The organism is Streptomyces sp. NPDC029674 (genome assembly GCF_044903205.1).
GTDB lineage: Bacteria > Actinomycetota > Actinomycetes > Streptomycetales > Streptomycetaceae > Streptomyces.
In genome coordinates this window covers 232,069-251,962 of sequence record NZ_JBJDPY010000013.1, presented here as the reverse complement: position 1 = coordinate 251,962, position 19,894 = coordinate 232,069, and the positions used below count along the sequence as shown (strand labels likewise).

Annotated in this window: 15 protein-coding genes and 6 pseudogenes; 7 read left to right on the top strand and 14 right to left on the bottom strand. The window is 68.7% G+C overall.

The genetic code is table 11. The features are described 5' to 3' along the window. Positions 1-16: 16 nt before the first annotated feature. Positions 17-778, top strand: coding sequence for an SMI1/KNR4 family protein (locus ACI2L3_RS29260; RefSeq protein ID WP_404755374.1), 762 nt, complete (start codon positions 17-19; stop codon positions 776-778). Between the two features lie 63 nt (positions 779-841). Beyond that, the gene (locus ACI2L3_RS29255) at positions 842-1,255 is read left to right on the top strand and encodes a DUF5958 family protein (RefSeq protein WP_404755373.1); all 414 of its coding nucleotides are present in this window, start codon (positions 842-844) and stop codon (positions 1,253-1,255) included. A 1,306-nt stretch (positions 1,256-2,561) separates the two neighbouring features. Here ACI2L3_RS29255 and ACI2L3_RS29250 read toward each other — a convergent pair. Continuing rightward, on the bottom strand, positions 2,562-3,002 hold the full coding sequence (locus ACI2L3_RS29250; protein WP_404755372.1) for a hypothetical protein: 441 nt from the start codon (positions 3,000-3,002) through the stop codon (positions 2,562-2,564). A 778-nt stretch (positions 3,003-3,780) separates the two neighbouring features. Here ACI2L3_RS29250 and ACI2L3_RS29245 point away from each other — a divergent pair. Continuing rightward, a complete protein-coding gene (locus tag ACI2L3_RS29245; RefSeq protein WP_404755371.1) occupies positions 3,781-4,275 on the top strand; it encodes a putative immunity protein in 495 nt (164 codons plus the stop codon). Positions 4,276-4,306: 31 nt separating this feature from the next. On the opposite strand, the pseudogene ACI2L3_RS29240 reads toward ACI2L3_RS29245, so the two are convergent. The 5 genes and pseudogenes from ACI2L3_RS29240 to ACI2L3_RS29220 form a co-directional block, all read right to left on the bottom strand. Then, a pseudogene (locus tag ACI2L3_RS29240) lies at positions 4,307-4,654 on the bottom strand (transposase); the annotation flags it as partial. A gap of 8 nt (positions 4,655-4,662) precedes the next feature. Next, complete coding sequence (locus tag ACI2L3_RS29235) at positions 4,663-4,983, bottom strand: hypothetical protein (RefSeq protein ID WP_404755370.1); 321 nt, start codon at positions 4,981-4,983, stop codon at positions 4,663-4,665. A 187-nt stretch (positions 4,984-5,170) separates the two neighbouring features. Then, positions 5,171-5,389, bottom strand: a complete 219-nt coding sequence (locus ACI2L3_RS29230; RefSeq protein ID WP_404755369.1) for a hypothetical protein — start codon at positions 5,387-5,389, stop codon at positions 5,171-5,173. A 41-nt stretch (positions 5,390-5,430) separates the two neighbouring features. Then, on the bottom strand, positions 5,431-5,700 hold the full coding sequence (locus tag ACI2L3_RS29225; protein ID WP_404755368.1) for a hypothetical protein: 270 nt from the start codon (positions 5,698-5,700) through the stop codon (positions 5,431-5,433). Positions 5,701-6,476: 776 nt separating this feature from the next. After that, positions 6,477-6,625, bottom strand: a pseudogene (locus ACI2L3_RS29220) (IS5/IS1182 family transposase); the annotation flags it as partial. Positions 6,626-6,633: 8 nt separating this feature from the next. On the opposite strand from ACI2L3_RS29220, the pseudogene ACI2L3_RS29215 reads away from it, so the two are divergent. Next, a pseudogene (locus ACI2L3_RS29215) lies at positions 6,634-6,789 on the top strand (IS5/IS1182 family transposase); the annotation flags it as partial. Between the two features lie 41 nt (positions 6,790-6,830). Here ACI2L3_RS29215 and ACI2L3_RS29210 read toward each other — a convergent pair. Next, positions 6,831-7,991: pseudogene (locus ACI2L3_RS29210) on the bottom strand (serine hydrolase domain-containing protein); the annotation flags it as partial. On the opposite strand from ACI2L3_RS29210, the pseudogene ACI2L3_RS29205 reads away from it, so the two are divergent. Further along, a pseudogene (locus tag ACI2L3_RS29205) lies at positions 7,965-8,110 on the top strand (IS630 family transposase); the annotation flags it as partial. The pseudogenes ACI2L3_RS29210 and ACI2L3_RS29205 sit on opposite strands and share 27 nt — an antisense overlap. Positions 8,111-8,138: 28 nt before the next feature. Here ACI2L3_RS29205 and ACI2L3_RS29200 read toward each other — a convergent pair. The 4 genes and pseudogenes from ACI2L3_RS29200 to ACI2L3_RS29185 form a co-directional block, all read right to left on the bottom strand. After that, the gene (locus ACI2L3_RS29200; protein WP_404755367.1) at positions 8,139-8,705 is read right to left on the bottom strand and encodes an O-methyltransferase; all 567 of its coding nucleotides are present in this window, start codon (positions 8,703-8,705) and stop codon (positions 8,139-8,141) included. 507 nt (positions 8,706-9,212) lie between these two features. Continuing rightward, positions 9,213-10,307, bottom strand: a complete 1,095-nt coding sequence (locus ACI2L3_RS29195; protein ID WP_404755366.1) for an NAD(P)/FAD-dependent oxidoreductase — start codon at positions 10,305-10,307, stop codon at positions 9,213-9,215. 52 nt (positions 10,308-10,359) lie between these two features. Then, positions 10,360-10,479 (bottom strand): annotated as a pseudogene (locus ACI2L3_RS29190) (AAA family ATPase); the annotation flags it as partial. Between the two features lie 84 nt (positions 10,480-10,563). Further along, positions 10,564-11,328, bottom strand: a complete 765-nt coding sequence (locus tag ACI2L3_RS29185) for a hypothetical protein (protein ID WP_404755410.1) — start codon at positions 11,326-11,328, stop codon at positions 10,564-10,566. A gap of 495 nt (positions 11,329-11,823) precedes the next feature. Between ACI2L3_RS29185 and ACI2L3_RS29180 the strand changes: the two genes are divergently transcribed. Beyond that, a complete protein-coding gene (locus ACI2L3_RS29180) occupies positions 11,824-12,741 on the top strand; it encodes an esterase/lipase family protein (RefSeq protein WP_404755365.1) in 918 nt (305 codons plus the stop codon). A gap of 1,391 nt (positions 12,742-14,132) precedes the next feature. Here ACI2L3_RS29180 and ACI2L3_RS29175 read toward each other — a convergent pair. Further along, positions 14,133-17,384: a BTAD domain-containing putative transcriptional regulator gene (locus ACI2L3_RS29175; protein WP_404755364.1), complete on the bottom strand. Its 3,252-nt coding sequence runs from the start codon at positions 17,382-17,384 to the stop codon at positions 14,133-14,135. Positions 17,385-17,538: 154 nt separating this feature from the next. On the opposite strand from ACI2L3_RS29175, the gene ACI2L3_RS29170 reads away from it, so the two are divergent. After that, positions 17,539-18,300 carry an SDR family oxidoreductase gene (locus ACI2L3_RS29170; RefSeq protein ID WP_404755363.1) on the top strand — a complete coding sequence of 254 codons (762 nt, stop codon included), beginning with the start codon at positions 17,539-17,541 and terminating at the stop codon, positions 18,298-18,300. A 526-nt stretch (positions 18,301-18,826) separates the two neighbouring features. On the opposite strand, the gene ACI2L3_RS29165 is transcribed toward ACI2L3_RS29170, so the two are convergent. Further along, entirely contained in the window at positions 18,827-19,741 is a 915-nt protein-coding gene (locus ACI2L3_RS29165; RefSeq protein ID WP_404755362.1) for an ATP-binding cassette domain-containing protein, read from the bottom strand. Next, positions 19,738-19,887 (bottom strand): hypothetical protein, encoded by a 150-nt coding sequence (locus tag ACI2L3_RS29160; RefSeq protein ID WP_404755361.1) that lies wholly within the window; start codon positions 19,885-19,887, stop codon positions 19,738-19,740. Before ACI2L3_RS29160 ends, ACI2L3_RS29165 begins: the two co-directional genes overlap by 4 nt. Positions 19,888-19,894 lie beyond the last annotated feature (7 nt).

Below are 19,894 nucleotides of genomic sequence, written 5' to 3'. Positions count from 1 at the left end.
CTGTACGGTCCACCGCATGGTTGACGAGTTCGATGTGGCTCAAGCTCTGCGCGGTGGGATACCCGACAGGGCGCGAGCCTGGGCCTTCGTTCGGGACTTTGCCGCAGCGTGGGCGGAGCCGCTCGCCGACGGCGCGGGTACGCGAACGAAGGAGCTGGAGCGAGCCGAGGAGATGCTGGGGCTTACGCTGCCGACCGCGTTGCGCGAGGCGTACTCGCTTCTCGGTACGCGTCACGACCTCACCGGCAACCAGGACCCGCTGCTGCGCCCTTCCGAGCTGTTCGTGCACGACGAGTTCGATGGAGTGCTCGTCGTCCGCAGCGAGAACCAGGGATGCGCTTTCTGGGGAGTGCGGCTGCGGGACCTCGGTCAGGACGATCCGGCGGTGTTCGTCCAGTCACAGGATGGTTGGGTCCGCTTCCTGGAGCGGGTCTCCCTGGCCTGTGTCGAGCTCGTACTCAGCGAGACGCTGCTCGGCGGCGAAGGACGGCTCTACAACGCCTGCGAACTTCCCGCCAGCCTGATTCGAGAGCTGCCGAGTCGGTTTGCGCCGGTGGAATTTCCTGAGTACCCGATGTGGACGGGGAAGGAAGAGTCACCCGTGTGCTGGTTTTCCGCCCCGGGGAAGCTCTTGCGGCTCGACGGACTGAGCGATCACAGCTGGCTACATGTTCGGGGAAGCACGTTCGCCGACCTGGAGTCGCTCTGCGCCGCCCTCCCTGGCCACTGGGTACGTGGGTACTCAGAGCCATTGGAAGCCGACGAACTGCCTTTCTAGCACCCGAGGGTCTGCTTGGATGACTTGGAAAGCCTGTGAGTCGAGCGCAACGGGGGTGTGAGAATGGCCGAACCGTACATCATTCTCAACGAACTCGCCCAGGCCCTTCGGCCGATGCCACAGGGAATCGAGTGGTTCGAGGGCCTCTCGACTGAGGAGCAGTCCAACACCCTGCGTCTTCTGTCACACTTCTGCACTCAGGCCCGCGCCACCGCCGAGGACGGCCCGGAAAGTATCCGACGCGCCGGACTTCGCGCCACGCACACACCGGCAGTTCTGATCACACGAGGGCGGATCGACCAGCAACTCGGAAAGATCGCCAGTCTCACCCCGCACGACGAACGCCTCAAGTCATTCCGGCTGCTGATCGCAGTGCTGGCCGTCGCCGACGAACGCCGACGAGAGCGCTTCTGCTCCGACGGTTGCGGCCACGCGTGGCATCGCCTGCCTGTCGACATCCCCGAAGCCTCGGCCTGATCCCTCGCGCTTGCCAGTCCTACTGGAAAGCTGTGAGGCTGCCGATCAGCCCGATTTCCACAGCCACCTGCGCTGGGACGCCAAGGAGTCACGAGGTCCCACTCCAAACTGACGGGCTCCCTGGTCAGAACCAGCGCCTCCGTCGCATCTACTGGGACCGGACATCAGCGCTGTTCATTGCTGCTAGACGCAAGCAGGCTGGTCACTTCGCCCGGGGCGGCGACGCCGGAAGCATGGAGACGCCCTGCTCGCCGAGGCGGTCGCGCTGCCTCCTGGTGCGCGGCGAGCGCACGGCGGAAGTCCTCGCACGCCGTGTCCCTGGTCGCGCCGGACCGGTGGGCGCGGCCGGAGCGGGCGCGGGTACGGCGCCAGGTGCCAGCATCTCCGCAGGACACGCACGACGGTGGGGCCGCTGCCTTGTTGGTGGCCTTGATGAGGCGGATCTGCTCCAGGCGGGCCTTCGTCGCCCACACCGACGACTCCGGGCAGGAGTCACGACGTGAACAGAAGCCAGCGCGTGCCATCTCAGAGCCCGTCTTCAAACCTCAACGATCCGTGCTCAGGTCATGCCTTACCGTCTTGCGGCTGCGCCCCGGTGCGTGGTGAGAACGCTGCATGGATCGACGCAGTGACCTTACGTAGCCATGGTCGTTCGACGGGTAGGGCCCTGCATAAGACAGTCACGATGTGCTCGTTCACGGCGGTAGCGGTACTGGGAGCAGCCGCACCTGCATCGGCTGGCGGGATCGGCGCCTTCATGTCCCCCGGCTATCGGCAATGGCTGCATCAATCACCACGAGACCCATGCCAGCGGGGCCACGACGCACGGCACTGGAGCGGCCAACGGCAACGTTGCCGGACTTCCCATCGGAAGTCCGGCCAACCAGTGTGGCGGTGCCGACCTGCCAGAGGGGGATAAGGTCCTCCAAGACCTGACGGCTGGTCCGAACGTGCAACCGAGCGGGTGATCTCCCAGCGTCTGCTGCGGCCTGACGGATAGCCCAGCACGCCCCGGAAGAAGATCCGCTGCCTCGAGTCGCCACGGCCCCCTCTTACCGGGGACGAGCGCGCAGACGGCTTGTGATCACACCGCCTGCACTACCGAAGCGGGGCGGGGAAGTGCGGCTGTTGGGTGAATGGGCGGTCGGGTAGTCCGACGGGTCATGAGCGTGAAGGTCAAGTACGGCCAGCGCCCCTCCACCTGCCCGGTGCGCACCGTGCGGGCCTGGCTCCAGGGCGGCCGGGCTGGACGGCCCCGACACCGACGGCTTCCTCTTCCGCCGCCTGCACTCGATCTGGCACACCGTCAGCGGGGCCGGGTTGACCCCGGAGACCACCGGCGTCTACGAGGCCGCCGCAGAAGTGCGCGCTGGAGAAGGAGACCGTGCCGCTGGTGGAGAACACCCGCGGCGGTGTAGTCGACCGTGCCGCCGGAGAACCGCGTGCCGCTGAAGTCGACCCGGCCGTCGGCGAACACCACATCGACGAAGTGGACCGTGCCGTCAGTGAACGCCGCGCCGGAGAAGTCGCCGCCGTCGAAGACGACCCCGGTGAAGTCAAAGTCGTGGCCGCGCCAGGAGACGTGCGTCTCCTCGGGACCGACCGCGGTGCGGTCCCGGATGAGGCGGATGACGGTGTGCCGCACCTCGCGCAGCGCCAGGTAGGCGTGCCGGGCGGCCATGTCGTCCGGCGGCAGGTCGGTCTCGGCGGTGTAGGGCAGACGCAGATACGCGCACAGCACGTGCACGTCTGGCGCAGCAGGGTGGTAGGGGCGTCGTCGGCGAGCCCGGCCAGCGCGTGCACCCCGCCCAGGCGCACTGCGGCGGACTCCTCGCCGAGCTGGGAGACGCCGGTGGTGAAGCGTTCGGTGTGCAGCCGGGTCGCCTCGCGCGGCGCACCGTCCTCATCCACCCGCTGGCGGCGGTAGGCCACCACCAGGGCGACCAGCGCACCGGCACCGGCCACCACCCCGAAGGACAGCTTCACCAGGTCGAACAGCGTCTTGGAGTCCAGGCGGTGCTGGGTCTGCAACCCGCGGGCGCCGAGCAGGTCCCACCCGGCGAAGAACACCGCGGCGGCGACCGCCAGCGCGGCGGCGAAGGCCAGGGCCAGGACGAGGCCGACGTTCCACAGACGCAGCCCGCGCCGCTCCCGGCGGCATATCAGATTGGGGGTCACACCGCAGGATCACTCACAACGGCAGCCGGGCGCAGGTCTCCGCCCGATACAGAGTCCGGCCCCCGCGGTGTTCCGGCCGAGAGCAGACGCGTTCGCGTCAACTGCCCGGCAACGTCAGCCGATGACCGCTCGGAGTTCCTGCAACCGGCCCGCGCATCGCGCTGTGCGACGAGGCGGCCTCCTGACCGCCCCGCCGAAAGCGGAACACGAGCAGTGGCTCACACACTGGTTCATCGTGCCCCGCTGGGCCGAGCACCCCCCGCTAGTGCTTTGACCGGGGTGGTTCGCCGGTTTGGTCTGTCCACAGCGCGGGGCTTCGGTGACGACCGTCGTCGTAGGGTCGTGTGGTGAAGAGCTACAGCAGGGAAGATCAGCGCATCATGGCCCTGTGGGCCGCAAATTGTGCCGAGCGCGTGCTCCCGCTCTTCGAGCGTGCACGCCCGGAGGATGGACGGCCCCGACATGCCATCCAAGCCTGCCGTGAATGGGGTGAAACGGGCGTCTTCAGGATGGCGGACATCCGCCGAGCCTCCCTCGACGCTCACGCAGCGGCGCGGACCGCGAAGGCGGACGATGACGGGGCCTGCTTCGCCGCTCGTGCAGCAGGGCAAGCGGTGGCGACGGCGCACGTGCCACAACATGCGTTCGGTGGTTCCTACTACGCACTCAAAGCTCTTGCCGCGTCAGATCGCGAGCATGCCGAAACTGTCGTGGCCGCGGAACGCGAGTGGCAAGCGCAAAAGCTCCCTGAAGATCTGAAGCAGGAGTTCCGCATACGAGTGGTCATCGAAACGCGACGAACCGGCATTTTCGTCAGAGTCAGGAAGGACGGAGACTTCTAACGCCGTGACCGCGTGGGGTTCGCCGCGGTGGTCAAGCGACTGCGAGAAGGGGGTGTCCACCCCAGCGGATACCCTTCTCGCTTCGGATGCTGGCACGTTCCTTGCGCTGAGCGGCCAGGACGTCGGGATGGCGGGCATTGGCGTTGCGCCAGCGCAGGTAGGCGTGCAGGGCTCGGGTCTGCACGGCGTGGTTCGGTCGGTTCGAGTTGGCGATGGTGAACTGCCGCAGCGGTCCGCAGCGCGCCTCGATCGGGTTGGCCCAAGACGCGTAGGTCGGGGTGAAACACAGTTCGACCCGGTGCTTCTTCGCCCAGGCCCGGATCTCCTCGCCCATGTAGGCGGACGGGTTCTCCAAGATCACGTAGGTCGGGGCGCCGTCCTAGGAACCTACCCGGCACCGGACTCCCAGTTGATCCGCCTGGGAGGTAATCCCGCTTTGGCACGCCAGTGGTCGGCGTTGTGAGGATCGGCCAGCCAGCCGGTCAGGCGTTCAGCGCCGGCACGGAATGCATCAGGCAACGAAGCCTCCTCGCCGACCACGATCCTCAGGGCGTCGACGTCATGGGAGGCGTGGTCGGTCTCGCACCAGCAGGCCACATTCACCGCCGCATCGACCGCGAGCTGGCCCAGGTCGGTCCACACCACTTGAAGCAAAAACTCCATCTGGTCGCCTCCCTCGGCGTGCTCGATGACATCCAGCCCAAGCACGATCGGCGTCCCCCTCTGTATCTGTGTGCCGGGGAAGGCGGCATGCTCCAGGGCCCACTCCCAATCCGACGTAGTTCTACCTGCACGAGCCGTGTTAACCGTGCGGCCTCCTGATTCAAGGAGTCCGCATCCGCAGGCGTCAGGAGAGGAAAGAGTCCGGTCAAAGGGACGTCGTAGGCACCTCGCATCATGAGGTGATCATCCCTGTCTCCGGCTCGTACCACGAGCCCTTCTCAGCTCCCGCAGAGGAGAGCTTGACCAGGGCGAAGAGCGTCTTGGACTCGATGCGCCGCTCCGGCTTCAGCTCCCGGGCGCCGAGCAGATCCCACGCGGCCAAGAACACGGCGGCGGCCACCATGACCGCGAAGACAAAGGCCGGGGCCAGGACCAGGCCGACCGGCCACAAGCGCAGACCCGGCCTCTCTCGGCGGCGTATCGGAGAGCGCATCACGACCCGTACGGGGAATCCATCTCCTGCTCGATCCGGTCCATCCTGTCCTCGGCCTCCTGCGCCTGACACCCCGCGAAGAGCAGTAGCGCAGCCCACGCGAAGAAAAACACGCGTAACCCCGTCACCGCGGCGTCAGAGAGCTCACGGGCCGCCCGGTTGCGGAACCACCTCGCGGTGAACCGCCGCCACAACTTGCGCTGATCAGCCAGGCCGAGGGCGACGAACACGACCGCCAGGATGATGGCAAGAATCAGTCCGAAGGTCATTGCGAAGTCCCCCACCAGTCCCGGGCCGAAGCAGTACCCGACCCGCCGATGCTAGCGGCCTGGGTGTGCGCCGGTTACTGCGGGAAACACGACAGCTCCGGTCTGCCTGGCAGCGGTCAGCGGGAGGGATGTAGAGAGCAACCGCAGCAGGGAGACTTGACACTGACCCGGGCGGAAGATACTTGATGAGCCAGCCTCCGAGACCCGAGAGCGACGGCCCCGTTAGTACCAGCACTCCCACTTGTCCGGGAACTCTCTACGGTGAGCATGATCAGCTTCCGCGTGCGAGGACCTCCCCGCGGGCGCGGGTACTGGAGCTGTGGGGGCTCAGGTGAACCGTGAAGGACATCCGCACCGCACGGCGAAATCCGGCGTCATACCTGGAGTTTCCGCGGACCGTGTACGGCTCGGCTCATTGCGTCCTCGGTCCGGTGACAGCGACTGCTGAGGGGACGGTGGGCGTGCCGAGACTTGAGCAGCGTATGGAGGATTTGGAGACGTGGCGGCGCGGGTTGCGAGCTGAACTCGGTGGACGCGAGAACAAGGTGCGGCGCGTCTGACGGAGCAGTTCCAAGGCGCCCCGAAGGCTGCCGATCAGACCACCGACGACCAGTTTGCGAAGCTGCGCTCGTACATCAGTGCTTCTCGGCAGTCCATCTGAGAAAGCTACCGGGGTCCGATCACCCTCGGCGTCGGTGCCGCGGTCGACCTGGTAGCCCACATCTTTTCAACGTCTGACCGTCAATCAGTTGTTCTCCCGCTGCCTGGCAGCCGCAAGCCTTTTGCTGCGGGCTCAGGCGCTGCTGCGCACGCCGCCTGCCCGGTGCGAGATGTGAGCGCCGGTGCCCCGATAACTTCCGTCGGCGATGGCCCGAGCCTCACGGCAGGCCCGGTCGATGCCGGACTCCGTGAGCGCCCGGCAGTCGTACGGAGAGCAAGTTTCACCGCAAAGTCCGTGCGAGGGTTGAGCGCGCGCGGTACCGGCTGAAGAACTGGAAAGTTCTGCGGGACTGTCGGCTCAAGGGCGACGGTGTCCACCGGGCGATGCTCGGCGTCGTCCGTCTGCGCAACCTCGCCCTGACCGGATAGCTCACGCCGCAACGGGGCGGCCCGCAGGCGGAAGGCACGCCTGCCTTGTATACAGCGTCGATCAGCGCCATCTTCCGGGGGGCATCCGCGATGTGCGTACCCATGCGGTTCATGACATAGCCGATGCTGATGCCCGCTTCGGGGTCGGCCAGCCCGAAGGAACCGCCGAAGCCGTCGTGGCCGGCGGCCCGCGGGTTGGGGCCGTACGAGCCGTTCCGGCCGCTCAGCCAGAGACCGAGACCGATCTCGGTGTCGTGCTTGAAAGCGGCGCCCAGAACCAGGTCCCGGCAGCTGCCCTGGCCTTCGCGTACGCGTTCCACGGCCTGCGCCGACAACACCTGCGGGCCGTCCGAGCGTCCCTGGCCGGTGAAGAGCGCGTACAGCGCGGCGACTCCTCGGGCCGTCCCATGGCCAGCCGCGGCGGGAATCTCGGCAGCACGCCACTCGGGAGTGTTCGCGTCGGCGGCTCCGGTGAGTGGGTTGGCCAGGGCGGCGAGAGCAACCGGCTGCAACTGGCTGAAGGCGGCATCCTGTTCACTGCCGACCGTGGCCGGCGGGTGGACCAGCTCGGCGGCGCGCCGGCCTTCGTTCTCCGGAAGGCGAATGGAGAAGTCGATGCCGAGCGGTCCAGTGACCTCCTGGTGCAGGAACGTGGACGGAAGCTGTCCGGTGATGCGCCGTACGACCTCGCCAACCAGGAAGCCGTAGGTCAGTGCGTGGTAGCCGGAGCGGGTGCCCGGCTGCCACCAGGGTTCGGTGGCCGCGAGGCGTGCAGTGGTCAACTCCCAGTCGTACAGCTCGGCCAACGTATGCGGTTCTCGCAGCCCGGCCAGGCCCGCGCGGCGCGAGAGCAGATGATGTACGCGAATGTTCTCCTTGCCTGCTGCGGCGAATTCGGGCCAGTAGGCGGCGACCGGCGCGTCCAGGTCGAGCAGACCCCGGTCGACCAGCAAATGCGCGCACAGCGCCGTGGCCCCCTTGGTCGTCGACCACACGTTGACGAGGGTCTCCCGCTCCCACAGGCGGCTGCGCGCGGCGTCGGCCCAGCCGCCCCACAGGTCGACGACGGGCTCCCCGTCGAGCAGGACGGTTACGGCGGCTCCCAGTTCACCGCGCTCGCGGAAGTTGTCCGCAAAAGCGGCCCGGACGCCTTCGAAGCGGGCGTCGCAGTGCCCGTCGAGACCCGGGACCTGCGCCGTCACCTGCGTCGGCGCAACGCCAACGTCCGCACCTCAATGTCCTCGCCGCACAACGCAAGGAACGCGCCGGCATCCGCGGCGAGAAGGGCAGCCGCTGGGGCGGCAGACCAGCTCTCGCGGCACGATCAAGAACGGTTCACGCCTTCCTCGCTAAAGGCGTCGTGCCGCGACAACCGCTGAACTGGCTGGTGTTGTGAGTACTTCAGTGGCCTCCAGGGCGGGATGAGTGAGGTAGAACAGGCGGAGCTCATCCACTTCGCCGCCGAAACGAGGCGGCCAGTGGGGCGATGGGGTGAAGTCGTCCAGGATGAGAAGGCCCCCGGGAGCAAGCAGCTCGACGACGCCTTCGGGGTCGTCACGCTTGCCTCCGCCGTCGCAGAAGAAGACATCGAAGGGGGCATGCCGCTCAAGCAGCCGCCAGTCGCCGCTGAGCACGCTGACGCGGTCGTCGTCCGCGAAGACATCAGCCGCTCGACGGGCCAACTCCTCGTCACGCTCTACGGTGACCAGGCGAGCACCAGCGCCCAGCCCGCTGTGCAACCAGGCGGTACCCACGCCCGAACCGGTGCCGCTCTCCGCGATGACTCCGTCGGGTTTCGCAGCGGCGGCCAGCCTGAGAAACCTGCCCACCTCGGCGATGCAGCTCTTCTTGAAACCCGCCTCGGAGGCCACACGCTCCGCAGCCACCACGCGAGGCGGGACCACACGCTCTGCCATGATCACGAATCTCCCTTCGTCGTGAACATGACGCTATAGCCCAACAGAGGCGTCCGTGCGGAGTTTGGCCTCCCCCAGGCCCGGCAGGCCTTCCCGGTCAGAGCAGTAGACGCTGTAGCCGGAGTCGTGCCGCCAATCCCAATCCAAGCGGTGGAACCCGTCCTGCTCCGCGCCGCGCCGCGCCGACGTGACCGTCCTGCCGGATTGGATCCACCAGGTCATGGGGAACGTCTCTGTCCCGTCACCAGCAGGACGACGGGACACAGGCGGGCTGCTCAGCCTGCGAGCTCGTACTCCACCATCTCCTTGCCCCACCCGGCGGCACAGCACCGACACCGTCCGCGGCGCTGGCGCACCCGGGTCCTGACCCGCCGCGCGCGCAAATTCGCGTAGAAGTGCTAGCCCCCCCCCGCTTGGCTGTGTCAGTGTCTGCGGATGCCGTTTCGCGATGAGTTCGGGGAGTCGTTGAGCTCGGTTCTTCCTGATCAATGTCGTCGAGAAGTGACGTCAGCGAACGCTGGGGCGGCAGTGGCGTAGTTCGGGGGCTGGCCTGCCGGTCAGGAGTTCGTCTGCGGTGAGCCGTCCGACGGTGGGTGCCAGGCTGATGGCGGAGTGCATGACGGCGACGTAGACGGATCGATCGTGTGTCGCGTAGCCGATGATGGGGCCGTGCGCGGGCATGGGGCGTTGGCCGGTGCCGTAGCCCAGCAGGCGGCACTGGTCGCTTCCTTGGAAGGCCGCCTTCAGGTGTCGGAACGCGTCTTGAGCGGCCTGCTCAAGTGCTGCTGTGCCTTCAACATGCGGCACGACCAACAAGAGGTCGCCGTCCCGAACTTCTCGGACCTCGAAGTCAGGTCTGGCCACGATGGTCTTGACCAGGCCGGGCGGTGCCGTGACCCGCGCGAGGGTGGCCGGTGAGGCGGCAATGGCCAGGTCGGCCGTCAGCGGCTCGCAGAGCTTGGGAATGTTTGTTCCGGCAGTGAGTACGACGGTTGCGGCGGCGTGGAATCCGGTCGGCGTCAGTACTCCCTGGACGCGTCCGTTGGTCATCTGCAAGGAGGTGACCGCGGTGTTGTGGAGGACGGTTGCTCCGTGGGCCGCGGCGGCTGCCACGAGTGCGTGGGCCAGGGCTGTTGGGTCGACGCCTGCGTCGCTGGGGGTATGGATGGCCTGGTCGGGTGGGTGTCGGAGGTTGGGCTCCAGGGCTGCGATGTCACTTCGTCCGATGCGGAACTGGCCTGGCCCTGGCCGTGAGTCCTGCGCCGGTGTGCCGGCCCAGGACAGTGAGCCGGTCCGGCGGACGGCGATATGGGGCAGTTCGTTCTCCAGGCGTCGGTAGTCCGCCAGGACGTACTCACGAAGGTCCTGCGCTCCACCCGGCCAGTGGCGTCCCCAGCTGCCGATCCAGGCGAAGGAGCTTCCCGTCACCCCGGTGGCCGGTGCAGGTCCTTGCTCGAGCAAGGTGACCGGGGCGCCCCGACGTGCCAGGTGGTAGGCCACTGAGGAGCCGACGATTCCCGCACCGACAACAACAACGGCTGACATGAGGTCCTTCTCGATAGCCAACGACCATTCAGGCTGCTGCTGCAGCCGTAGAGACACAGTCCGGTCGCCGCTGGCATGACGCAACGGGATTTACTGCGACGGATCGTGTTCAGCCGGCTCCGGCTCGTTCAGCCTGAGCTTTGGTGTGGGCGAGGCGGTAGGAGCCGGTGCCGGTCTCGATGATGGCGCCGTTGAAGGCGGGCCGGTCGACGATGGCCGCGCAGAGTCGTCTGCGCACTGACCGTCGGTGGGCCCGGCCTCCGATCGTACGAGGGGGCCTGCTCAGGCCCGTCTCAGAAGGCAGGACGGGTTCTCACCGCACCACGACGTTGTCCGCAGCCGAAGTCGACGGTCCTGTGGTGGTGTTGCCGTAGTACGCCCAGCGCCACGCGCCCGTCTTGGATACCTTCACGGTCGTCTTGAGAGCACCCGAGTCATTGGCGTGCACCTTCTTCACCGTGGTGTAGGAGGTGGCTCCGCTGGCCTTGAACTGCAGGCTCACCAGGCGGCTTCCGTAGGAGGCGTACTTCTTCGTCTCCCAGTTGGCCCGCGTCACCTTGCCGGTCACGGTGATGGTCCGGCCCTCGGCCACCGGCTCGGGCGCGGCGTTCACACTCAGACGGGAGTTGCGCTTGACGTAGGCGGTCATGCCCTTGTCGTCCGTGTCACCGCCGCCGCCCTTGAAGGACACCTCGGCCGCGATCTTCCAGGCTCCGGCCTCGCTGTTACGCATGTCCCACACGCTGGGGTCGAAGTACATCGTCTCGTTGAAGTCGCAGACGCCCGAGCTCACCTCGTGGCAGTCGCTCGTTTCGATCGCGTGCCACAGCCGGTCACCCGTATTGCCGCGGTACAAGAACACCGCCGGCCACTTCCACTTGTGAGTGGTCGCCATACGGAAGGAGGTGGGCACCGCGACCTCCTTGTCCACCCCGATCACGATCGGCTTGCCGCCGTTCACCTGGACGCGGGTGAAGGAGACCCCGCCCTCGGCCGCCCCGGCCGGCACCGCGGCCACGCCCGTGAACACCGCCGCCGCGCCACCGGCCACGACAGCTCTCCAGACTTTCTTGCCCACCTGATCTCCGATCTCTGTCATCTCTGTATTTCTGTGTCTCTGTGTCTCTGTGCCGAAAGGCGCCGGAGAGCCCTCCTCCGGCGCCTTTCAGACAGCCAAGGTCCGTACGGGGTTGTGCACCCGTGGATCACGATCAGGCATCACAGGGTCTTCGCCTACGCGGTCGCGGTCACTGGGGCGAGCGCGTGGCCGCCGCCTGGACCGGCGTCAACGTCACGTAACCTCCCCGCCCGGTCACATAGGGGGCGGCGTCCGGATACGGACAGCGCCCCCTGTCGCGTGCACCGCATCAACACCCCGTCTCCGGGGCGCGCTACGGCGCCGGTTGTACGTGGCCTTCGCGTCAACGCAGGCGGTAGGCGTGAGGTCAACCCGTTGCTGGATTCGCGGGCGCCGCCCCCTTGTTAGCGTCCGGCGCAGTACCTCTATCGACCTGATGAAGGAGGAACCATGCCTGTACGTGGAGCTATGCCTGTACACAGAACATCGCGCCTCTTGGCACACCTCGTGGCTGTGCTGGTGGTCGTGGTGGCCATGCTGGCGGCGGGCGGGGCGGCGGCCGCTTCGGCGTCGTCCGGCAGCGTCTCCGCGGACGAGGCCGCGGCAAGCGCCGCCGCGATCCCGCCCCGGGATGACACGGTCAATGAGCCGGTCTATTTCCTCAAGGGCTACCTGGGTGTCTCCTCGGACGCGCCCGGCAGCGACTGCCTGGACGGCTGGCGTCCGGCTCGCGACCTCTTCAAGAGCGAGGGCTGGTCAGGGCCCCTGCACATGGTCGGCTACTACCAGGGCGACGTGAACTGCGACGTCAGGATCGCCACGGGCGACAAGAACCTCCCCATCAAGGAACTGGGGAAGCGGCTCGCCTGGGACATCTACAACCGCTACTCCAAGAACGGCCAGTCCGTCGACCTCATCGGCCACTCCATGGGCGGTCTGGTCGCCCGAGCGGCCCTCACCGGAGTCGAGCAGAAGCTGGCCGACTGGCCGCCCTACCTCTACGTCGAGGACGCGGTCACCATCGTCACTCCGCACGACGGCCTGAGGCTCGCGTACCTCTGCTGGCCGGTCGAGCGCACTCAGCAGTGCCGGGACATGCGGCCGGGGTCCGACTTCCTCGACTGGACGGGCGACAACCCTCAGTCGACGCAAGGAACTGACTGGACCCTGATCGGCTCGGCCGACGACCTCGCCGTCCTCGGGTCCGCCATCGGCATGGAGGGAGCGGATCACCGGGTGATGTATTACCGGGGCAACGGCTGGAAGCACGCCGACATCAACGAGAAGACCACCGGCACTTACGAGATGCAGTACCGGAATGAGCCCGGCGACGGGCTGTGGCACTACGACGCGGACGGTGCGGCTCCGGCCCGCGTCGCGATGAATGCGGCCCACTGGGCGCGGAACTGGTAGGCCGAGAGACCGAGGGCCGGGCACACCGAGGTCCGGTGTACCCGGCCGTGGGCGATCGGCTGTCTTCCAAGATTCCCTATCGGCCCAGGGGTTGCCTGTGCCGGAATCCTGACGGGGTGGACGGCGGGGAGGTCGGGAAGAAGTGGACGAGTCCGAACGGTTGGACACCGTCTCGCGCTGGGGGCCAGGTGAGGGATCGCGGTGGGCGTCGCCGGCGCGGCGGTCTTCAGCTGGTTCATGGCGGGCGCATTCCTGTCCAGGAGCGGCACCGCCGATGTGGCCCCGCACGGCCCACCGGACCGACCCGCGGCACGACGTGCGCAATGAGGCCGAGTGCAAGGTAACGGCTGGGACTGTGAGCAGCCGTAACCGCACCCGCACGGCGCTGCTGACAGTGCTGTCGTTCGTGCTGATCGTCCTGGCCAGTGGCGTGGTGAGCATCTGGTTCCACCGTGGCGAGGAGTCCGAACGCCGCGCTCGGGTCGTTCCAGGCGGCCAGGCGCCCCCAGCACGTCATCCCCGAAGTTTTTCAACTCGCCGACCACTAATCGCGAACCCTGCAGCTCCTGCCTTCCTATGATGCGAACCGCTTTCCGCAGTAAGACTAGCGGAGTTGTCCCGGTTTACTACATCACGCAGTATCCCCGTTCCAATCCCACGGAGATGTATAACTGGTGGGCCTGACTTCCCTTCTGGTGTGCTCTGTGGGGCGAGGTCTTCAGCACCCATCGCGGCCCCGTGGTCATGGCTCTGACCGAAGAAGCCGCACGGACCGACGAGATCGTTCTCGATCTCACCGACGTCCACTTCGTCTCGAACAGCGTCCTGACCTTCCTCACCGTCCTGGCCCGCCGTCTCGTCCCGCCCCCGCACCCTCTACAGCCGCGGGGGCGCCCGCTTCAGCAGCCTGCCTTTGCCCCTGCCTTGCGCCCCAACGGCCACCGCTGCGCCCGCGCATTCCGCGGAGGACGAGGTTCAGAGGCGGGCTCTCACCGGATGCGTCCCGGCTCGGAGATCTGCGCTGCCGGTAAAGCTGCGGGGACATCGGGGGTGAAGGGGGTAGGCATGGATGAATTCCTTGAGGCGCTCCATGGCGTCGGCGCGGCGTGCGGCCAGGAGCCGAGCTGATGCCGCTGCTGTTCCTGGCCTTCGAGGCGACTTTCACCACGGGCACCGAGGTGGTCGTGGACGGCGCGGCCTCGCCCAGGGAGATCGTCCCGGCCCGCGGCTCGCTCTCTTCCCGCCTCGCCTGGCACTGCTACGCGCCGGGCAGAGTGTCGCCGGGCGCGTGCGGGGAGGCGCGTACTCGTACCACCACCAGGCCCTCCGCACCCCGTGCTGCCTGCCGTGCCCCCCCTCCGCGGGGCCATGACCCGTGGCGCCATGGCGCGTCAGACCCGCAGCGACTCCGCCTCCCGGACCGGGTCCGATGCCGCGCCCCGCTCGAACGCCTCCGTGAAGTCCGCCTCCTCAAGTACCGCGCGCACGGCGGCCGTCACCCGGTCCACGTCGCCGCGCTCCTCCGCCGGCAGCGGTGCGCCCACCGAGGCGCGGGCCGCGGCCGCCGCCCCGAGCAGCCGTGCGGCCCGGCCGGCGTGCCCGGCCAGTGCCTGCGCCCCCGCGAGTCCCTCCGCCGCCAGGGCGACGGCCCGCGGATCGCCGGTGTCGCGGGCCGCGGCGAGGCCCTCCAGATGCAGGGACAGCGCGGCCACGGCGTCCCCGCGCAGCTCGGCGACGAAGCCGAGTTCGGCCAGAATCAGGGCCGCCCCGTACTCCGCGTCGAACTGCCTGTTCCACGCCAGCCAGGGGCGCAGGTACGACTCGGCGGCGTCGAGCCGTCCCTGCCGCCGCGCGGCGAGGGCGAGGCCGAGCTCGGCGAACTCCTCGGCGGGCTTGTCGCCCTGTTCGACCGCGAGCCGCCTGCCGCGCTCGTGGAACTCGTCGGCGCGGGCGTAATCCCCGGTCAGCAGGGCGATCCGGCCGAGGTCGGACCAGCGCATCGACGCGTCGGTCCACAGCCCCAGCTCCTCGGCGACGCGCAGCCCTCGCTCGTGCAGCCGGGCGGCTTCCTGGTAGTCGCCCTCGATCTCCGCGAGCCGCCCGAGCACCGCCATCGCCTGCAGCCCGCCCCACCCGTCGCCGGTCTCGTGGAACAGCGCGAGGCTCTCCTCGCCGGCGCTGCGGGAAGCCGTCAGGTCCCCGCACACGTACGTCTGCATGCCTCGTGTGCTCAGTCCCGCGGCGATGCCCCAGGGGTCACCCAGAGCACGGGACTCCGTGAGCACCCGGTTGACGAGTTCCTCGCTCACCGCGAAGTCCCCGAACCGGGTGACCGCCAACCCGAGGAACCAGCCGGCCCTGGTCCGCTCGTGCGGGTCGCGGATGTCCTCGTACAGTTCGAGAACCGCCCCGCTGCGGCGCGCGGAGTCGTCCGGGGCGCCGGACAGCAGGCCCGTCCCGGCCCGCCAGGCCGCGGTCACCGCGCGGCCCGGGTCGCCTTCAGCCGTCGGCTGCGCCTCGCCCGGCAGGTCGAGGGCCACGGTCAGCCGGCGCTGGGCCTCGGTGAGACGGCCGCGCAGGAACCAGTACCAGACCATGGCGTGCGCCAGGCCCCGCATCAGGCCGCCGTCGCCGTCCGTGGCGGCCGCGTCGAGCGCGCTGCGGATGTTGGCGGTCTCCGCGTCCAGGCGCCGCAGCCACTGCCGCTGGTCACCGCCGCGCAGGAAGGAGTCGGCCCGCTCGGCGAAGGCTGCGTAGTAGTGCGCGTGGGTGCGCCGCACCCGCTCGTACTCGGTGGCGCGCAGCCGTTCGAGGCAGTACGCGGAGACCGATTCGAGGAGCCGGTACCGAAGCCCGTCGGCTTCGTGGTCGGCCAGGACGAGGGAGCGGTCCACCAGGCAGGTCAGCAGATCCAGGACCTCGGCGGGCTTCACTCCGTCGCCTGTGCAGACGGCCTCGGCGGCGTCCAGCGTGCAGCCGTCGGAGTGGATGGCGAGCCGGCGCAGGACCGTCTGCTCGGCCGCGGTGAGCAGCTCCCAGCTCCAGTCGATCATCGCCCGCAGTGTCTGCTGCCGTGCGGGTGTGCCCCGGTGGCCGCCGGTGAGGAGCTTGAACCGGTCGTCCAGGCGCTCCGCGAGCTCGCGCACTCCGAGGACGCGTACCCGTGCGGACGCCAGTTCCAGGGCGAGCGGGATTCCGTCGAGACGGCGGCAGATCGAGGCCACCGCCCGGGCGTTGGCGTCGGTCAGCTCGAAATCGGGCGAGGCGGCCGCGGCCCGGTCGAGGAACAGCCGTACCGCGCTGGAGCGCCGCAGCACCGCCGGGTCGGCCGAATCCTCGGGCAGGTCGAGCGGCCGCACCGGCCACAGCTGCTCGCCCGCGATGTCGAGGGGCTCCTGGCTGGTGGCGAGGACGCGGACGCCCGGTGCGCCGCGCAGCACCGCCTGCACGAGCCCCGCGGCCGCCTCGATGACGTGCTCGCAGTTGTCGAGGACCAGGAGCAGGCGACGGCCGCGCAGGGCGTCGGTGAGGCGGTCGAGCAGCGTACGCGGCAGGCCGCTCGGCAGCGGACCGGGGCCGGTGTCGTCCCGGATTCCGAGCGTCGCGGCCACGATCTCGGCGAGGTCGTCGCCCGCGGCCGCCCCGGATGCGGCGGGCAAGGTCTGTGAGGCCAGTTCCACCAGCCAGACGCCGTCCGCGTACGTCTCGGACAGACGGGTCGCCACCTCCACCGCGAGGCGGGACTTGCCGACCCCGCCGGGCCCGGTCAAGGTCACCAGGCGGCCGGAGTCCACCAGGTCGCGCACCGCGTCCACGGAGTGGGAGCGGCCGATCAGGTCGGTGACCGGGGTGGGCAGGTTGGTGCGTGGCCGCGGTGTGGCCGAGGGCGCGGGTGCGGCCCGCAGGGCGGGGTCCTGCCGCAGGATCTCCTGTTGCAGGGCGGCCAGTTCGGGCGCCGGTTCGAGGCCCAGGTCCTCGTCGAGGCGGCGGCGCAGGTCCTGGTAGCTGTCCAGGGCCTCGCTGGCGCGGCCCGCCCCGTACAGGGCGCGCATATGGGCGCCGCGCAGTCGTTCTCGCAGAGGGTGACGTCTCGTCAGTTCGCCCAGCTCGGGCGCCAGTTGGCTGTGCTCACCCAATTCGAGGCGGGCTTCCGCCTGTTCCTCCAGGGCGAGCAGCCGCTGTTCCTCGAGCCGGGTGAGGGCTTCGCGGGCGAACTGTTCATCCTGGAAGCCGGCGAAGGCGGGGCCGCGCCACAGCCCGAGTGCCTCGGTGAACAGCTCGGCCCGCTCCCGGGGGTCCGCGACCGTACGCGCCCGGGCGGTGAGTGCGGTGAAGCGGCCGGCGTCCACCGCGTCGTCCGCCACCTCCAGGACGTACCCGCGGGCCCGGTACGTCAGGAGGCCGGGGCCTCCGGCCCGGGTGAGCACCTTCCGTAATCGCGACACCAGGGTCTGCAGTGCGCCCGTGGCGTTGGCGGGCGGCGCGTCACCCCACAGCTCGTCGATCAGGCGGTCGGCGGAGACCACCTGCCCCGGTGCCGTCAGCAGGGCCGCGAGCAACGAGCGCACCTTGGCCTCCGGCACCCCTACCAGTTCACCGTCCGCCGACCAGATGGCCGGCGGACCCAGTACCCCGAAGCGCATGGGATCAAGGTAGCCGCCCCGTGGTCGTCGCGGGGTGTGTCAGTGCACCGCAAGCGGACCGACAGTCGACCGCAAGCCGTTGCCCGCACTCTGCTTGCACCGGGGAAAACCGGCGTGACAAGCACCTTCCACGCAGTCTTGACAGGGAGTCATCATGAGCAAGTTCGCAGGCAAGAAGGCCGTCGTCACCGGCGGCACCCACGGTATGGGCCTGGCCATCGTCAAGGCGCTCCTGGACGGCGGGGCGGAGATAGTCCTCACAGGTCGCAACGAGAAGAACATCGAGGAGGCACGGACGGAGCTGAAGTCGGACTCCGCGCACGTCGTCCGCTCCGACGCCGCGAGCATGGCCGACATCCGGGCCCTCGCGGACACGGTTCAAGAGAAGCTCGGCCAGGTCGACTACCTCTTCGTCAATCACGGCATCGCGGAGGTACAGACCCTCGACGAGGTCACCGAGGAAGTCTGGGACCGGGCCTTCGCGGTGAACACCAAGGGAGCCTTCTTCACCGTGCAGAGCCTGTCGCCGCTCCTCAACGACGGCGGCGCGATCGTCTTCACCACGGTCGCCAACGACCTGATCTTCCCCGGTCTCAGCGCCTACTCCGGTTCGAAGGAGGCAGTACGCGCGGTCGCCCATGTCCTCGCGGCCGAGTTCCTGCCCCGCCAGATCCGCGTGAACCTCGTGGCTCCCGGCTACATCAAGACTCCCACCATGGGCGTCGTCGGGCTGACCGAGAAGGAACGCCGCGAGTTCGAGGAGCAGGGCAGCCAGACCACCCCGCTCAAGCGCAACGGCACGGTCGAAGAGGTCGCCGCGGCCGCCTTGTTCCTCGCCGCGGACGCCACCTTCAGCACCAACGTCGAGTTCCCGGTCGACGGCGGCTTCGCGCAGGGCCTCAGCGGCGCCCACTGATCCTGTGGATGCTGGCTTCCACTCCCATTCACCGGGACCGGATGGGCAGCCGGGCAGGGGCGGGTATCCCTCGGGGACGTCGAAGAAGACGAACCGGCGAGGGATCCCCGCCCCTCCCCGAGCGCCCGGCTCACCAGGCGACGACTGCTCGACCACTTGCCCGCGCCGAGCGCGGCCGGCCCGCCGTCGAGGGAGCAAGTCGGATCGAGCTGACGCGGAGGCCGCCGCGCGTGCCGTGCTGAGCGGTGGCGCAGGCGACACGATTCACGTTACGGATTCTGGCTGAGCGAATCGAGTAACTGAGGGTGCAGGCCCAAGTGCTGGTATGGGCAAGCCCGGTTGAGTACTCGTCCGGGAACAGGCGGCATGGCCGGTGCAGTCGCGCGGGCAGTAGCTCGGCGCCGAGGATGGTGCCCAGGCCGGACATGCTCGTGATCGACGAGCTACGGCGCCTGCGTGCCTGTTCAGAGTTCCTGCCGGTGTGTGGGGTGGGGGAAGATGCGGTGGCCTTGTGCGTCGAAGAGCATCAGGGCCCGGATGTCGACGAGGAGGAGTATGCGGTCACCGCGTTGGTAGTTGGCTTCTTGCCGGGCGCGCAGGACGAGTTCGCCGGCCCCGTAGTGCTCGGGCAGAAGAGGCGCGGTGGGGAGGCGGGCACGGGCCTGCGTGGGAGGGCGCGGCGGAGTCCTCCGATCGTGCTGTGGAGCGCTCGGGCCAGGGAGTTGGTGGTCTGAGGTTCATCAGGTGCGGCCTCTGGGCGGGGCACATCTGTCGGTCGGGCGCCGACTGTGACGTGGAGCAGGTCTTCGTGGCCCTGGTATTCGACGTGGTGCACGAGGGCGGTCAGGGGGCGTTCGTACGGGGTGGGGGTCGTGTTGATGTGAGGGGTGTCCACAAAGGCGTTGGCCGGCAGTTCGCAGAGTTCGTTCGGGGTGCCGATCTGCTGTAGGGCGCCGTCGCGCAGGACGGCGACGCGGTCGCCCAGGGCCATGGCTTCGGCATGGCCCTGGGTGACGTAGACGGTGGTGGCGCCGGTGCGGCGCACCACCAGGGGGATCTCGGTGCGCAGTCGCACGCGCAGGCGTGCGTCGAGGCTGGAGAGCGGTTCGTCCATGAGGAAGACGGAAGGGCGGCGGATGACGGCGCGGTCCATGGCGACGCGTTGGCGTTCTCCGCCGGACAGCTGGGCGGCGGTGCGGGTGAGCAGGGAGCGGATGCCGAGCAGGTCGGCGACGGCGTTCACGGCCTGGGTGGTGGTGTGCTGGTCGTCGCCGCGGGCGGTAAGGGGAAAGGCGATGTTTTCGGCTGCGGTCATGGCGGGGTGGAGGGCGAAGTTCTGCAAGACCATGGCCACGTCGCGTTCGCCGGCAGGCAGGTCGTCGGCCGGCTGCTGATCGAGGAGGAGTCGGCCGCTGGTGATGCTCTCGGGTCCGGCAATCATGCGAAGCAGGGTGGATTTCCCGCAGCCGGAGGGCCGAGGAGGGCGAGAAACTCGCCTGCGTCCAGGTGCAGGGAGACGTCGTGCACGGCCCGGTGGCCGCTGGGGTAGGTCTTGGTGAGGTGGTGCAGGGTGATGGTGCTGCCCACGGTTGTT